Source organism: Acinetobacter johnsonii (assembly GCF_048551975.1).
GTDB classification, from domain to species: Bacteria; Pseudomonadota; Gammaproteobacteria; order Pseudomonadales; family Moraxellaceae; genus Acinetobacter; species Acinetobacter johnsonii_A.
This window is the reverse complement of sequence record NZ_JBIMCF010000002.1, coordinates 71,326-86,524: the sequence shown is the minus strand read 5'-3', so window position 1 is coordinate 86,524 and position 15,199 is coordinate 71,326. Positions and strand designations below refer to the sequence as shown.

The following is a 15,199-nucleotide window of genomic DNA, read 5'->3' as shown; positions in this document are numbered from 1 at the left end:
TTGGTCAAAAACCAAGGAACTAAGAATTATTTATGAAACTTCAAACCATTGCTTGTGCGGTTGCAATTGCAACGGGTGGATTCTTTTTCACTCATGCCATTAATGAAGCCATTGCAGCGACTGAAACTACCGCTGTAACCAAACAAGCTATTGTTCCGTCGCAGGAGCAGGCTTTGGTGTCTCGTCAACTGGCGACCTTGGTTGACCGTCAACATTATCTCAATCAACGTTTAGATGCGAAAACATCGGCACGTATTCTCGATTTCTATCTGGACAGTTTAGATCCAGACCATTCGCTGTTTCTTACCTCTGAAGTAGAGAGTTATAAGCGTAAATATGGCTCAAACTTAGGTGCGGCTTTAAAAGCAGGTGACTTAAGTGGACCGTATGCGATTCATGCACAGTATCGAGATCGTTTGACCCAGTTTTATACGTATATGCTGGATGAGCTGAAAAAGCCGCAGAATTTAAAACAAACCAACGTTTATATCGAAACGGATCGTGAAAAGGCACCATATTTTACCAATGAAGCGGCGCAACGTCAGCATTGGAACAAAATGTTGGTTTCGCAGCTGATTAATTTGACCATCAGCAAAGAAGAAGAGTTAGCGAAGCAAAAAGCGCTTAAAGCCAACCCAGAATTGGCCAATGGACAAGATCTCACTAGCTCGGAAGATTTAACCCCAGTACAGACTTTAACCAAACGTTATACGCGCCAGTTAGAACGTATTTCACGGGTGAAAAGCGATGATGTGTTAGACAAAACACTCAATGCAATGACGCTTACCTATGATCCGCACAGTAACTATTTCCCACCTGTCGATGCAATGGAGTTGAACCGCCAGACGACTTTGCAGCTTGAAGGGATTGGGGTGTCGATTCGACCTGAACGGGGCAATGAAGACTACACCAAAATCGAAACCATTGTAGAAGGTGGCCCTGCGAGCAAGTCTGGACAGGTGAAGTCGGGTGACCGCATCATTGGTGTGGCACAAGATGGCGAAAAAATGGTGGATGTCATCGGTTGGCCGAGCAATGAAATTGTGGGCTTAATCCGTGGTAAACGTGGTACCAAAGTCACCATACGTTTACTCGGCTCGGGTGCGCCGATGAGCCAAGCGCGTAATGTGACCATTACTCGTGACGTCATTCAAGAAGAAGATGCAGGAGTACGTTCACGTATCGTGAATGTAACGCGTGATGGACAAAAATACACCTTTGGTGTGATTGAAATTCCGTCTTTTTATTTGAACTATCGTGCACGTCGTGCGGGCACAGAATATCGTTCTGTATCTGAAGATACTAACAATGCACTCAAAACTTTAGCGGCCAAGAATGTCTCAGGGATTATTATCGACTTACGTAACAACCCAGGGGGCTCACTTGAAGAAGTGGCGCGTATGCTTGGACAGGTGATTAAGTCAGGTCCAGTGGTGCAAATTCGAGATGGTAACGGCAATGTCAGCGTTTTCGAAGACGATGACAATGGTGCGCAAACCTATGCAGGGCCATTGGCAGTGATGGTGAATTTAGCATCTGCGTCTGCAAGCGAAATTTATTCTGCTGCGATTCAAGACTATGAACGTGGCATTGTGATTGGTAGTACCACTACAGGTAAAGGAACGGCACAAGTTCAGCTGGACAATTTGGCGCATGGTCAAGCGACACTAACGCAACGTAAGTTTTACCGTGTAACGGGTGGCAGTACGCAAAACAAAGGCGTAATTCCAGACGTGAAATTGGTAGATATTTATAATGAAGAATTTGGTGAGCGTAAAGCGAAAAATGCGCTTAAGTGGGACACCATTCCAACTGCACCGTTTAAACGAGAAGGCAGCATTGCACCGTATGTAAAACGTTTAGGTGAGCTGTCGCAAGCACGCGTTAAAGTCGACCCGCAGTTTAACTATCTTGAACAGCGTAAAGAAATCTCGAAAAAGACCGAAGATCAAAAACGTGTGGTTTTAGATATTGATCAACGTAAAGCTGAATTGTTGGCACTGGAAAAACAGACTTTAGACTCGGAAAACAAGCGCCGTCAGATTGCAGGACAAAAGCCTTATGCAAACTGGGAAAGCTATCAAGCTTCTATGGAAGCTTTGGTTGAAGCACGCGCTAAAATGAAAGCGAATCAACGTCCTGCATTGCCTGAAGAGGAAGCATTTGTGACTGAATCTGCAAATGTCTTGTTGGATTATGCCAAGTTGCAAAAAGGCACTGCAAAATAGTTTAATCTCTGACGCAATGTATTAAAAAGCCAGTTTCGACTGGCTTTTTATTTAAATTGTGATTCAAAACACAAATGTAGGATTGGCAGGCTGCCAAAGCAATCTGCTAGGTAAAATAAATCTATAAATTCTAATGATATCTCTGTGATTTTTTCTTGACCTGAACCTGTTTGTATAAGATTCTTAATCGGGTAGTAATGCTTTTCGCCTTTGATAAAAAGGATATAAATGAAGAAAAAGAGAAATTAATACGGACATTTTATATGATGCATGTGCATTACGATTTTAGTTTGGTATTAGGTTCAATTGTTGTGGCATTGTTGGCGTGTTTTTTTGCAGTGTCGACCGAACGCTTATTATTTCGTGCTTGGCGTAAAAAATTTCAAACAGCGCTCATTTTACTCAGTAGTTTTTTCTTAGGCTGTGCCATTTGGGCCATGCATTTTGTGGGCATGTTGGCTTGTGATTTGCCGACGCATAGTTATTTTGACCCTGCACTCACAATTCTTTCTTTTTTTATTGCTTTTATTGCATCTGTTTTTTCAATTTGGTTGACCACGCGTCAGACCTTACCTTTTTTAAGATTGGTTTTGGGGTCGGTATTGATGGGGCTTGGTATTTCGGGCATGCATTATACTGGCATGATGGGGCTGATTATTGAGGGCTATCAGAGTGTTTACGATCCTTTATTAACAGTTTTCTCTATTTTACTTGCCATCAGTGGCTCGGGTTTAACCTTTTGGCTGATCTTTAAATATAAAAGTGCAGTCAGTAAGAAACTGTTGTACCAATGGTATGTTGCAGGGATGATGGCCTTGACCATCGTGAGTATGCATTATACCGGTATGCTAGCAGTCTCGTTCTATCCAACCCATAGTGACAAGCTGGTGATGCCCCTTGAAGCAGGTCAAAGCATTGTTTTATTTGTTGTTATCTTTATTACCTCTTTGATTTTGGTGGCGGCATTTGTTGTTGCGGTGTTGGAGCAGCGTTTAGAAGAGCGTAATATTCAACTCTCTCTGGCCAATAAAGAGTTGGCAAATCAGGCGGTACAGGACAATTTAACCAAGCTCCCCAATCGATTGTATTTGGCGGAATACGCCCATTTCTTGTTTACAGATCACCGCCTCCGAAATGAAAGTATCGCCTTTTTGTATATCGATTTAGACCGCTTTAAAGCCGTGAATGATGTCTTTGGACATCATGTTGGGGATCAATTATTGGTTCAACTAACCACTCGGATTCATCGCCACTTAAGCAAAAATGAAAAAATTCTCAGAATTGGTGGGGACGAGTTTCTAATGGTGCTGGAGCAGGCGACTGCTGAGCAAGCGTGCCAAATGGCCGAGCAAGTACTGGAGTTGATTCAAGATAGCTTTTTGATTGCGGGTAAAGAAATCAATGTGTCGGCCAGTATTGGTATTGCGATGTATCCTGAGCATGGTAGTAATTTGCAAGATTTATTGATTAATGCCGATGCAGCGATGCTGACCTCAAAATATCAGGGACGAAATACCTATTCTATTTTTAATTACAGTTTTGACCAACAAGAAGCGAAAAGCCAAACTAAGCTGATCAATGACTTGTATAAAGCCGTAGAAGAACAACAGTTTGTTTTGTATTATCAGCCTAAATTTACTATCCAAGATCAACGGATTTGTGGAGTCGAGGCATTGATTCGCTGGAAACATCCGACTTTAGGTTTGTTGACCCCCAATATGTTTATTAAAGGTGCGGAGAAAACAGGGTTGATCATCCAAATGGGCTATTGGGCTTTGGAGCAAGCCTGTAAACAACTGCAAATCTGGGAGCGAGAGAAAATTGAACTCTATCCAATTGCCGTGAATTTATCGGCGGTGCAGTTTGAGCATAAGCATTTATTTAATAATCTTGAGCATCTTTTTGATAAATATAAAGTCAATCCAAATCATTTAATTATTGAAATCACTGAAAGTACCGCCATGCACCATATCGAAGCCAGCATTCGTACCTTACAGCGTTTACGTGAAATGGGGATTCGTTTGGCGATTGATGACTTTGGGACAGGACATTCCAGCTTTTTATATTTAAAGAACCTACCTGTAGATGAGTTGAAGATTGATCGCGGTTTTATTCATGAGCTGACTGTTGGCTCAAAAGATGAAATGATCTTAGAAAGTATTGTTCATTTAGCGATTCGCTTAGGTTTAGTCGTGACGGCAGAAGGTGTAGAAAGTCCTTTGCAAATGGAAATCTTGTCGCGTTTAGGCTGTCAGCAGTTACAAGGCTATTTGTTGGGTATGCCTATGGATGTTAAGCGCTTAGAAGAGTTTGAGTACACATCGTCAACTTATTTCAATTAAGCCACTCATTGAAACGCTTTGGCGTGAGGCGCTTTCTCGCTTCGCTTGATAAAAGACAATAGAAGCTCAAGCGGTATTCGGATACAATTAGCCCAATTTAGAATTTCTTTTATAGGACTTTATGATCGTATCGATCATGAGGGCTATGATCAATTGCAGATTTAATTTATGTTTAAAAATGAATTAGCCGCGCAAGTTGCGCAGCGTCGCACCTTTGCGATTATTTCCCACCCCGATGCGGGTAAAACCACCATGACAGAAAAATTACTGTTGTGGGGACAGGCCATTCAGATTGCAGGTATGGTGAAAAGCCGTAAATCGGATCGTGCAGCCACTTCTGACTGGATGGAAATGGAAAAAGAGCGTGGGATTTCGATCACCACGTCCGTCATGCAGTTCCCGTTCAAGGACAAGATGATTAACCTGCTGGATACCCCGGGGCATGAAGATTTCTCGGAAGATACTTACCGTACCCTCACTGCGGTAGACTCGGCGCTGATGGTGATTGACGGTGCAAAAGGTGTCGAGGAACGTACCATCAAATTGATGGAAGTGTGTCGTATGCGTGACACTCCTATCATTTCTTTCGTCAACAAAATGGACCGTGAAATCCGTGAGCCTTTAGAGCTGCTGGATGAGATCGAAAATGTCCTGAAAATTAAATGTGTCCCGATTACCTGGCCACTCGGTACAGGACGTGACTTCGCTGGTGTCTATAATCTGCTCGAAGAAAAGTTCTATGTCTATAAAGCCGGTTTTGGTTCAGTGATTACTGATATCGAAGTTCGTGATGGCTATGACCATGCTGATTTACGTGAAAAAGTCGGTGAGCTGGCTTGGGCGGCATTTGAAGAATCATTGGAACTGGTACAAATGGCCAATGAGCCATTAGATCGCACAGAGTTCCTTGCGGGTCGTCAAACGCCTGTATTGTTTGGTACAGCATTAGGTAACTTTGGTGTAGACCATGTGTTAGATGCATTTAGCAACTATGCACCTGAACCTAAAGCGCACCCAACAGAAAATCGTTTGGTTGAAGCAACTGAAGAGGGTTTTACTGGCTTTGTCTTTAAAATTCAAGCCAATATGGACCCGAAACACCGTGACCGTATCGCTTTCATGCGAATCTGTTCAGGTAAGTATGAAAAAGGCATGAAAATGAAGCATGTGCGTATCGATAAAGATATCCGCATTAGCGATGCCTTGACCTTCCTGGCTGGTGACCGTCAGCATCTGGAAGAAGCATGGCCGGGCGATATTATCGGTCTGCATAACCACGGTACCATCCAGATCGGTGATACCTTCACTTCAGGTGAAAAACTGCAATTTACCGGTATTCCGCACTTTGCACCAGAAATGTTCCGCCGTGTCCGTCTGAAAGATCCATTGAAGTCAAAACAGCTGCAAAAAGGCTTAAAAGAGCTGTCTGAAGAAGGTGCAACACAGGTCTTCATGCCGCAAAATAGCAATGACTTGATTGTGGGTGCGGTAGGTGTACTTCAGTTTGAAGTGGTGGCATACCGTTTGAAAGAAGAATACAAAGTCGACTGCGTCTACGAGCCTGTGAGTATTAACACTGTGCGCTGGGTGTCATGTGATGATGACAAAAAATTCAATGAATTTAAGAAAAAAGCACATGACCAATTATCGGTAGATGGCGGTGGTCACTTGACCTACTTGGCACCGAGTCGTGTGAACTTACAACTGATGCAAGAGCGCTATCCAGACATCGTGTTCCGCAATACCCGCGAACACTAATCGGGATGTTAAAAAATAAAACAGCTTCTTCATGAAGCTGTTTTATTATGCAAGATACTTTATTTTAATCATGAATTTCATGGAAGACGCATGTTGCAGAAACAGGCTATTTATACAATATTGGTGAGTTTGACTGTCTTACTGACGGCATGTGACTCCTCTAAACAATCTGAAGCAGATGCAGATAGCAAAAGTTCGGTATTTAAAAACGAGCACGCTGAAGTCTTGCCGTATTTAAATATTCAACAACAAGCGGCTGATATTGCACAGCCATTTTGTGAAACCAAGAATTGTATTGAATTGGATCTGCAAAGTTTAACAACGGCAGATCCGTGGTTAAACCAATGGATTGCCAAAAGTCAGGCTCGAGTGATTCAAGATCAGATTGGCTTAAAACAAGACATGAATTTACAGCAAGCTATTAATGCCTATGTGAAAAAGTCGGATACATGGCAAGCTGAATTTAAGGGCAACAAGGCTTATAGCTTGGCGATGTATACGCGTATACCGTATCAGCGCAATCAGTTTGTGCTCATGCAAATTGGGGTTGATACCAATCAAGAGAATGTAAATGTTAAGGAACGGTATTATTTCTTTGTTGCGGATCGTAAAAACCAAAAAGTGGTGGCATTATTAGATTTAATTCATCCGAAACAGCAACTGGCGATGAATGTGTTGGTGCAAAATGCATATCAAGACTGGCTGAAGAAACAAGAACCTGAGGTGAGAAAAACTGCACCAGCGAAGTTGTACTGGGGGCAAGCAGATTGGTTTTTTGACCAAGAGGGCATCGGCTTACATTATCGGACTCATGAGATTGTAAAAGATGGGACCCAGCTTGATATTTATTTGACGAAGGCACAAACTCAACAGGTATTAAAAGCCGATGTCTATACCCAGTTGTTTTAGTGCATTAGCCAAAGCAAGAGCCGGCTTCACAAGGTAATAGGTTATATATGTTAAAAAGCAAAACAATATTAACAATCAGCGTACTTGCAGCTGCCATCAGTTTGACAGCCTGCCAACCAAAAGATAAAGAGCCTCAAACGCCTGCAACGCAAACCACAGCAGTTTCAGAGGCAGAAACTGCCTTAAAGCTGGTCGGTGACACAGAAAAATTACAATTCGAATTACCTGAATGTGATGGCAATGCTTGCCCAGAATTAAACATTGATCGTTTGCAAAGTAATCAAGCCTTTATTGATGAATTTATCGATCAACAAATTGTGAAAGATCTCTCGCAGATTATTGATATTTCGCCTATGCATAGCAGTTCTGATAGCACGGCATCAAGTGCGGTGGCTGCAAGTTCTGAACCTGCGGTAGTGGGCCAAGTCCTAACCCCTAAGCTGAAACTAGAGAAACAAGTTCAACCTTATTTGGCCGCTTTTCTGGGTTTAGACCAAGAGTTGAAAGCCTTAAGTTCGAACCATCAAATTAGTTTGATGATTAAGCCTAAAATTTTAAATGCCAAAGATCCTTTGGCTACGGTGGTATTGAACACCAGCAGCTACTTAGGCGGTGCACATGGTTCATCGTCACAGCATTATTATAATTTTGACTTGAAGCAGCAAAAGCTGGTGAGTTTGGATGATCTATTGTTGCCGAATCAGAAGGCGGCGTTAAATAGAGTAGCGCATGAAGCCTTTCGTGCTTGGGTTGTGGACTCTAAGTTAGCGACCAATGTCGATGAATATGAGCAAGCCTGGAAGTTTAGCTTGAGTAACAATTATTACTTGGGCACTGAAGGTCTGATTTTGCAATATGGCGAGTATGAAATTGGCCCTTATGTGGTGGGTTTACCGCGCTTAACCATTGGCTATGATCAACTCCAGAAAATTTTAAAGCCTGAGTATTTACCAAAAGCCAAACAGAGCGCACAGGCTGCTTCAGAAGCCAAGAGCTAGTCAAGCATGAGCTTGCCTCTGTTCGACACCCATACTCATTTTGATGTTGCCGATTTTGATACTGATCGGCAACATTTGGCTGAGCAAGCAAAACGTGTTGGGGTAGAGGCATTGGTCCTTATTGGTTTTCTTGAATCACGATTTGATGCGTTGATTCAGACCCATCAGCAATTAAAAAGCTGGAAGAATGTTCCGTGCTCTTATCTTGCCCCAGGTTTACATCCATTTTATATCGAACAGCATCAGACTGAACACTTACAACGTTTAGAGCAGGTTTTGCAGCAGCAGGACTGTGTGGCTGTGGGTGAAATTGGTTTAGACACCTTTTTAAAAGAGCATAAACAGCCTGCACTTTTCGTCAAGCAGCAATCTTATTTTTCTGACCAACTGGAACTTGCCAAGCAGTATCAAAAGCCTGTGTTATTGCATATTCGCAAAGCACATGCGGAAACTATTGCCATTTTAAAAGCAGAAAAATTTAAATTAGGTGGCATCGCTCATGCTTTTAGTGGTGGTTTAGAAGAAGCCAAAGCATTGATTAAACTTGGTTTTAAAATCGGGGTCACAGGACAAATTACCAATCCGAATGCCAAAAAATTGCATCAAGTGGTGCAAGCACTTGGTAGTGAACATTTGGTGATTGAAACGGACTGTCCAGATATGACCCCGTTGTGTTGCCAAACGTCAATGGAGCATCGAACCCGTAATACGCCGGTAAATTTACCTTATGTTTTGGAGAGTCTCGCACAGACATTGGACCAGTCTGAGCAGGCGCTAGCAGCTCAACTCTGGCAGAACTCATTGGCTGCGTTGCATTTAAAATTTTAGAAGAATAAGACAATAATCTCGATAAAAATAAGATAACCAAAAGGGAACACATTCTTTTCTAAACAGGCTTACATTAAAGAAAGAACATCATAATAAATAAATTCGCCAATACTGGGAGGGCAACCGAATGGCCAGATATAGCAAAATCAATAGTTTCAATGCATTACAAACACTCACGGTGGGTGAAAAATCCTATCAAATTTTTAACCTCCCTCAAGTCGCCCAAACATTGGGTAATATTGATCAATTACCCAAGTCTTTAAAGGTCCTACTCGAAAATTTACTCCGTTTTGAAGATCAAAAAAGTGTAAAAGTAGAGCATATTCAAGCCCTAGTCGATTGGCAAAAAAATAGAACCTCTGATCAAGAAATTCAATATCGGCCTGCACGTGTGTTGATGCAGGATTTCACAGGGGTTCCTGCCGTGGTTGATTTGGCTGCCATGCGTGCGGCAATGGCACAAGCGGGTGGTGATCCGAATTTGATTAATCCTTTGTCCCCTGTCGATTTGGTGATTGATCATTCCGTGATGGTCGATCATTTTGCGGATAAAGATGCCTTTACTGAAAATGTCGAAATTGAAATGCAACGCAATGGTGAGCGTTATCAATTCCTACGTTGGGGACAATCGGCCTTTAATAACTTTAACGTTGTCCCGCCCGGTACAGGAATTTGCCACCAAGTCAATTTAGAGTATCTAGCTCAAGCGGTATGGCTGGGGAAGGATGAGGGACAAACTTTTGCGTTCCCTGATACCTTGGTGGGAACAGATTCACATACCACCATGATCAATGGCTTAGGCGTGCTCGGTTGGGGTGTTGGCGGGATTGAAGCTGAAGCGGCGATGCTCGGGCAGCCTGTATCCATGTTGATTCCTGAAGTCATTGGTTTCAAACTCACAGGGAAACTTAATGAAGGCATTACCGCAACGGATTTGGTTTTAACCATCACAAAAATGCTACGCCAAAAAGGCGTGGTTGGTAAATTTGTCGAATTTTATGGCGATGGTTTGGCTGACTTGCCTTTGGCTGACCGCGCGACTATTGCCAATATGGCGCCTGAATATGGTGCGACCTGTGGTTTCTTCCCGATTGATGACGTGACCTTGGCCTATTTAGCGTTGACAGGTCGGGAACAACAACATATTGATTTGGTTGAAGCCTATAGTAAAGCGCAGGGCTTATGGCGAAATGCAGGTGACGAACCCGTTTTTACCGATACGTTGAGCTTGGACATGAGCACAGTGCAGGCCAGTTTGGCAGGCCCTAAACGTCCGCAAGATCGTGTTTTGCTGTCAGATGTACCTAAAACTTTTCATGACTTGATGGAACTGAATCTCAAGCCAGCCAAGGAAGCCAAAGAGCGTTTAGAAAATGAAGGCGGTGGTACAGCTGTTGAAGCTAAAAAAGCCAATCTACCGCATGAGGAACCATCTTGCACCATTGATGGAAAATCCTACCCCTTGAATCATGGTGATGTGGTGATTTCAGCCATCACCTCATGTACCAATACATCCAATCCGAGCGTGATGTTGGCTGCAGGGCTCCTCGCTAAAAAAGCCATTGAAAAAGGTCTACAGCGTAAACCGTGGGTGAAAAGTTCGCTTGCACCTGGTTCTAAAGTCGTGACCGATTATTTGGCTGCGGCAGGTTTAACACCGTATTTGGATGAGTTGGGTTATAACCTTGTTGGCTATGGCTGTACCACGTGTATCGGGAATTCTGGACCGCTGCCTGAACCGATTGAAGAAGCCATTCAGTGCCATGATCTGAATGTTGCTTCAGTACTTTCAGGCAACCGTAACTTTGAAGGGCGTGTGCATCCTCTAGTGAAAACCAACTGGTTGGCTTCGCCTCCTTTGGTGGTGGCTTATGGTTTGACAGGCAATATCCGTACCGATCTGACCACACAACCGATTGGTTTCTGCAAAGATGGGCAAGCGGTTTACTTGAAAGATATTTGGCCAAGTCAGGCGGAAATTGATCATGCGCTACAGAGCGTGAATACCTCGATGTTCCATAAAGAATATGCCGCAGTATTTGATGGTGATGCAGCATGGCAGGCGATTCAGATTCCTCAAAGTCAGACCTATGCTTGGCAAGAGAATTCAACTTATATTCGCCATCCGCCATTTTTTGAAGAGATTGGTCAACCGCCGAAGCCGATTACCAACATTGAGCAGGCACGTATTTTGGCTGTGCTTGGAGACTCGGTCACCACCGATCATATTTCTCCAGCAGGTAATATAAAGAAAGACAGCCCCGCAGGACGCTATTTACAACAACAAGGGGTTGAACCCAAAGACTTCAACTCTTACGGGTCTCGACGTGGGAACCATGAAGTGATGATGCGAGGCACTTTTGCTAATATCCGCATTAAGAATGAAATGTTGGGCGGTGAAGAAGGTGGAAACACGATCTATAATCCAACAGGAGAAACCTTGCCGATTTATGATGCTTCTATGCTTTATCAGCAGCAACATATGCCATTAATCATTATTGCTGGGAAAGAGTATGGCACAGGCTCATCACGTGACTGGGCTGCCAAAGGCACGAACTTATTGGGTGTTAAAGCGGTGATTGCCGAAAGTTTTGAACGAATTCACCGTTCGAATTTGGTTGGTATGGGTGTATTGCCATTGCAATTTGTCGATGGACAAACGCGCCAATCCTTAAATTTGACAGGTCGTGAAGTACTTTCGATTCATGGATTATCGGATGATATCCAGCCGCATCAAACCTTGGAAATTCAGGTGCTTCGAGAAGATGGTAACCAAGACCAATTTACAGTGTTGTGCCGTATTGATACCTTGAATGAGGTGGAATACTTTAAAGCTGGCGGCATTTTGCATTATGTACTACGTAATTTAATTGCAGCCTAATCTCAATGAAATAAAGCCCTGTCAGTAGCAGGACTTTATTGTTTGTAGCGATACATTCAATCCAAGGTCGTATTCAGGTAAAATGAACATGATTTTACCGATATAGATGTACGCATGACTGATCTGCAACATGATGAATATGACCGCCGTTTTGCTGGTGTAGCCAAAATTTATGGAGACGAGGCCTTTTCATATTATGAAAAAAGTCATGTCATGGTGATCGGAATTGGTGGTGTAGGTTCGTGGGCAGTAGAGGCTTTAGCGCGTACAGGCGTTGGAGAATTAACACTGGTTGATATGGACTCGATTGCGGCTTCGAATATTAACCGTCAATTGCCAGCCATGACCTCAACCTTGGGACATGAAAAAATTGAAGTGATGGCCGAACGTTGTCGATCCATCAATCCACGGATCAAAATCAATTTGATCGATGACTATTTAACCCCAGAAAATGTCAAAGAAATTTTAGAACATCGACCAGACTTGATTTTAGATTGTATTGATGACGTCAAAGCTAAATTAGCACTGATGTTGCACTGTCGTTTTAATAAGATTCCATTGATTGTTTCGGGTGGTGCAGGCGGTAAATTGGACCCGCTGAAAATCCGTGTTGCAGATTTATCGAAAACTGAACAAGACCCAATGCTTGCCAAGTTACGTGCACAGCTACGTTCAAAAGGGATTTGTAAAAAGCCGAAAGAAAAATTCGGGATTACCTGTGTGTATTCAATTGATAATCCATTCTCCAGTGCCGATGTTTGCCCAAGTGCAGGCTTGCGTTGTGGTGGTTATGGTTCGGCAGTGGTAGTAACTTCAAGTTTTGCCATGATTGCAGTTGCGGAAGTTTTGAAAAAACTTGAAATGATTCAGGCAAAGTCTTCGTAGAAACTTTGCCGCATTGCGTGATGGTTTATCTAAAAACGGCCTCAGTTTTTAGAACGTCGCTCTAGCTTACATCTTAAATTATGTTATGTTGATTGCACTTTGATTCGATTTCGAATCTAAACTTTGAAAATGATAAAGAACAATTGCATAACAGATGAAAGAGGTAGAGACGACAATGATAAAACCTACTGGGATCATACTTTTAGCGTGGGCAACAGCAGTGACGCACGCAGAGCGGAATGCCTATGAAAAAGAGTTGAGAGAACAATAAAAGTTATTTAACCGAGTCGACCGTCGATAGCGCACTGATTTTATCGCCACCGCCTGCTGAAGGCTCTGTGACCAAAGCCAATGATGAGTTTGTGAATAAAAATGCCCTCATGCTTTATGGTTCAGACCGATGGGTGCAAGCAGGTTACGACAGTAATTTATATCTTCCTAGCGCAGCCAAAGCATTTTCTTGTGCTGCCAACGTAGACATTAGCAAAGAAAAGACTCCGACTATTTATAAGATGTTAGAGACTTCTTTGGTCGATTTAGGCTTATCGACGTATACTGCAAAAAAAATATCAACGTGCTCGACCTTTTATTAGTAATGGTCAAGGAATTTGTGAAATCTCGGCTGCTGACCGTGAAAAATTTGGCATCACGTATGAAGAAAATAAAGAAAAATTAGCAACCGACGGTTCTTATCCATCAGGGCATTCAGCCATTGGTTGGGGCTGGGCACTGATCATGAGTGAAATTGCACCGCAGCGTGCCAGTCATATTTTTCTACGTGGACGGGCTTTTGCCGAAAGTCGCTTGGTGTGTAATGTGCATTGGCAAAGTGACATTATCGAAGGTAAAAACATGGCAGCTATGACTGTGCCGCAGTTACATACGCAAAAACAGTTTTTAAAAGATTTAGCAAAAGCGCAGAAGGAATATCAGACTGCACAGCGTAAAGGTGATGTACCAGATCCTGCTTCATGTGAGTTTGAAAATAAAGCTTTGTCGACCACCGTTGGTTCCGTGATGTAAGTCTAAAAAGCTAACCTTAGAAAATAAAAAAAGCCCAATTTCAAATTGAGCTTTTTTATTCTAACTATTTAAGGCTGAACTTGATGTTCAAGTAAATAATCTTCGGTACGTTTCAGAGCGTCTTGAATATTTCGAATGGCATTTTCAACATCGGCAAAGGTTTTGGCATTGCCACCACTGAGTGCCTGACGCCATTTGCGTGCACCTGGCAAATTCTGGAATAAACCGAGAATATGGCGGGTTAAAATCGACAATGGTGCACCTTCTGCCATACGCTGTGAAATATAAGGCAGCATTTGCTCCATAATTTCAAAACGGTCTGGTGCATCAAGTTGCCAAAGTTGTCCAAGTTCTGCTAGTAGATAGGGGTTGTGGTAGGCTTCACGCCCAATCATCACACCATCAACATGTTGTAAATGCTGCGTTGTTTCGGCATAGGTTTTAATCCCACCGTTAATTTCAATCAGCAATTCTGGGCGTTCTTGTTTGAGACGATACACATCTTCATAACGTAGCGGTGGAACTTCACGGTTCTCTTTAGGTGATAAGCCCTGAAGTAAAGCAATACGGGCATGCACAATGAAATTATTACAGCCAGTTTTCGCCACGGTATTGACAAAATGCAGCATTTCTTCATAAGAATGCATATTATCAATGCCAATACGGTGTTTCACCGTCACTGGAATGTCGACTGCTTGACGCATTGCTGCAATACATTCTGCGACCAAGTCTGGTTCTGCCATTAAACATGCGCCAATTTTATTGTTCTGTACGCGGTCACTCGGGCAGCCGACATTTAAATTAATTTCATCATAGCCCCAGTCCTGCGCCATTTTGCTACAGGTAGCAAGGTCTTTCGGATTAGAGCCACCCAGTTGCAAGACAAGTGGATGTTCTTGATGGTTAAAGTCGAGATGACGTTTGGCATCTCCAAATAAAATGGCACCTGTGGTCACCATTTCGGTATAGAGAATCACATTCGGGTTAAATAAACGTGCAAAAAAACGATAGTCCTTGGTGGTCCAATCCATCATCGGCGCAACACTGATTCTCGGAGATTGAGTGTTTTCAATATTTTTGTTCATCGTCATGAAAAATCATACCTTTAATCTGTGCTATGCAATCTGTCAAAGATTACGTAAACCCACGTGGACGAGTTAAGAGCTGTCCTAACTGTTCTGAAACTACATAAGTGGTTTGTGGGAGCTAAAAATTGAATTTGAAAAGTGCAAACAACATACAGGAAATCAAATAGTTCGTTGGAGAAAGAGCTTGAACTGACTTTAACGAGTTGCTATTGATCAATATCTGAATCAAATTCGATGCGAATATGGGAGAGTACGCTGC

11 protein-coding genes are annotated in these 15,199 nt (G+C 42.7%); 10 read left to right on the top strand and 1 reads right to left on the bottom strand.

Annotation, left to right across the window (positions count from 1 at the left end):
• Positions 1-32: 32 nt before the first annotated feature.
• The 10 genes from ACG9ZB_RS02530 to ACG9ZB_RS02485 all read left to right on the top strand — a co-directional run bounded on the left by ACG9ZB_RS02530 (position 33) and on the right by ACG9ZB_RS02485 (position 13,852).
• A complete protein-coding gene (locus ACG9ZB_RS02530; RefSeq protein ID WP_419323915.1) occupies positions 33-2,228 on the top strand; it encodes a carboxy terminal-processing peptidase in 2,196 nt (731 codons plus the stop codon).
• Positions 2,229-2,491: 263 nt separating this feature from the next.
• Entirely contained in the window at positions 2,492-4,570 is a 2,079-nt protein-coding gene (locus ACG9ZB_RS02525) for an EAL domain-containing protein (protein WP_419323913.1), read from the top strand.
• A 168-nt stretch (positions 4,571-4,738) separates the two neighbouring features.
• Positions 4,739-6,328 (top strand): peptide chain release factor 3, encoded by a 1,590-nt coding sequence (locus ACG9ZB_RS02520; protein ID WP_419323911.1) that lies wholly within the window; start codon positions 4,739-4,741, stop codon positions 6,326-6,328.
• Between the two features lie 90 nt (positions 6,329-6,418).
• Positions 6,419-7,237, top strand: coding sequence for a hypothetical protein (locus ACG9ZB_RS02515; protein ID WP_419323909.1), 819 nt, complete (start codon positions 6,419-6,421; stop codon positions 7,235-7,237).
• 47 nt (positions 7,238-7,284) lie between these two features.
• Positions 7,285-8,235 carry an RsiV family protein gene (locus tag ACG9ZB_RS02510; protein ID WP_419323907.1) on the top strand — a complete coding sequence of 317 codons (951 nt, stop codon included), beginning with the start codon at positions 7,285-7,287 and terminating at the stop codon, positions 8,233-8,235.
• Between the two features lie 12 nt (positions 8,236-8,247).
• A complete protein-coding gene (locus tag ACG9ZB_RS02505; RefSeq protein WP_419324179.1) occupies positions 8,248-9,063 on the top strand; it encodes a TatD family hydrolase in 816 nt (271 codons plus the stop codon).
• 127 nt (positions 9,064-9,190) lie between these two features.
• Positions 9,191-11,944 (top strand): aconitate hydratase AcnA, encoded by a 2,754-nt coding sequence (gene acnA / locus ACG9ZB_RS02500; protein ID WP_419323905.1) that lies wholly within the window; start codon positions 9,191-9,193, stop codon positions 11,942-11,944.
• A 114-nt stretch (positions 11,945-12,058) separates the two neighbouring features.
• Positions 12,059-12,829, top strand: a complete 771-nt coding sequence (locus ACG9ZB_RS02495) for a tRNA threonylcarbamoyladenosine dehydratase (RefSeq protein WP_419323903.1) — start codon at positions 12,059-12,061, stop codon at positions 12,827-12,829.
• 338 nt (positions 12,830-13,167) lie between these two features.
• Entirely contained in the window at positions 13,168-13,422 is a 255-nt protein-coding gene (locus tag ACG9ZB_RS02490; RefSeq protein WP_419323901.1) for a hypothetical protein, read from the top strand.
• Positions 13,382-13,852 (top strand): acid phosphatase, encoded by a 471-nt coding sequence (locus tag ACG9ZB_RS02485; RefSeq protein ID WP_419324177.1) that lies wholly within the window; start codon positions 13,382-13,384, stop codon positions 13,850-13,852. The genes ACG9ZB_RS02490 and ACG9ZB_RS02485 overlap by 41 nt, the downstream gene beginning before the upstream one ends.
• Before the next feature lie 68 nt (positions 13,853-13,920).
• Here ACG9ZB_RS02485 and dusA read toward each other — a convergent pair whose 3' ends face one another.
• Entirely contained in the window at positions 13,921-14,943 is a 1,023-nt protein-coding gene (gene dusA / locus ACG9ZB_RS02480) for a tRNA dihydrouridine(20/20a) synthase DusA (protein WP_419323899.1), read from the bottom strand.
• Positions 14,944-15,199: the final 256 nt, after the last annotated feature.